The organism is Duganella sp. CY15W, assembly GCF_009857555.1.
Classification (GTDB): domain Bacteria; phylum Pseudomonadota; class Gammaproteobacteria; order Burkholderiales; family Burkholderiaceae_D; genus Rugamonas; species Rugamonas sacchari.
In genome coordinates, this window is record NZ_WWCQ01000024.1 from 1 (window position 1) to 409 (window position 409).

Genomic DNA, 409 nt, shown 5'->3' on the forward strand with positions numbered 1-409 from the left:
ATTCGGAAATCTGCGGATCAAAGCTTGTTTGCTAGCTCCCCGCAGCTTATCGCAAGCTACTACGTCCTTCATCGCCTGTAATCGCCAAGGCATCCGCCATGTGCACTTATTCACTTGTCCCTATAACGTTAGCTCCTGCGACTAACAGGAAGCGTTTATAGAAATAAGAATTGTTGCTTGTTTGTTGATTACTACAATCATTACCCACCCACGCAGTTTCCCGCATGGGTCATAACAATTACTTTACTTCTTCCAGATTGTTAAAGAACAAAAATTCACAAATCGATAAGTGTGAGCGCTTGAAATGATTCCGAAGAATCCTGCAAACTCTAGAAAGGAGGTGATCCAGCCGCACCTTCCGATACGGCTACCTTGTTACGACTTCACCCCAGTCACGAATCCTACCGTG

Annotated in this window: 2 rRNA genes; both read right to left on the reverse strand. The window is 45.0% G+C overall.

What is annotated here, in order from left to right:
• Window positions 1–120 (reverse strand): 23S ribosomal RNA (locus GTP58_RS30860); the annotation flags it as partial.
• A gap of 213 nt (window positions 121–333) precedes the next feature.
• Window positions 334–409, reverse strand: a 16S ribosomal RNA gene (locus tag GTP58_RS30865); the annotation flags it as partial.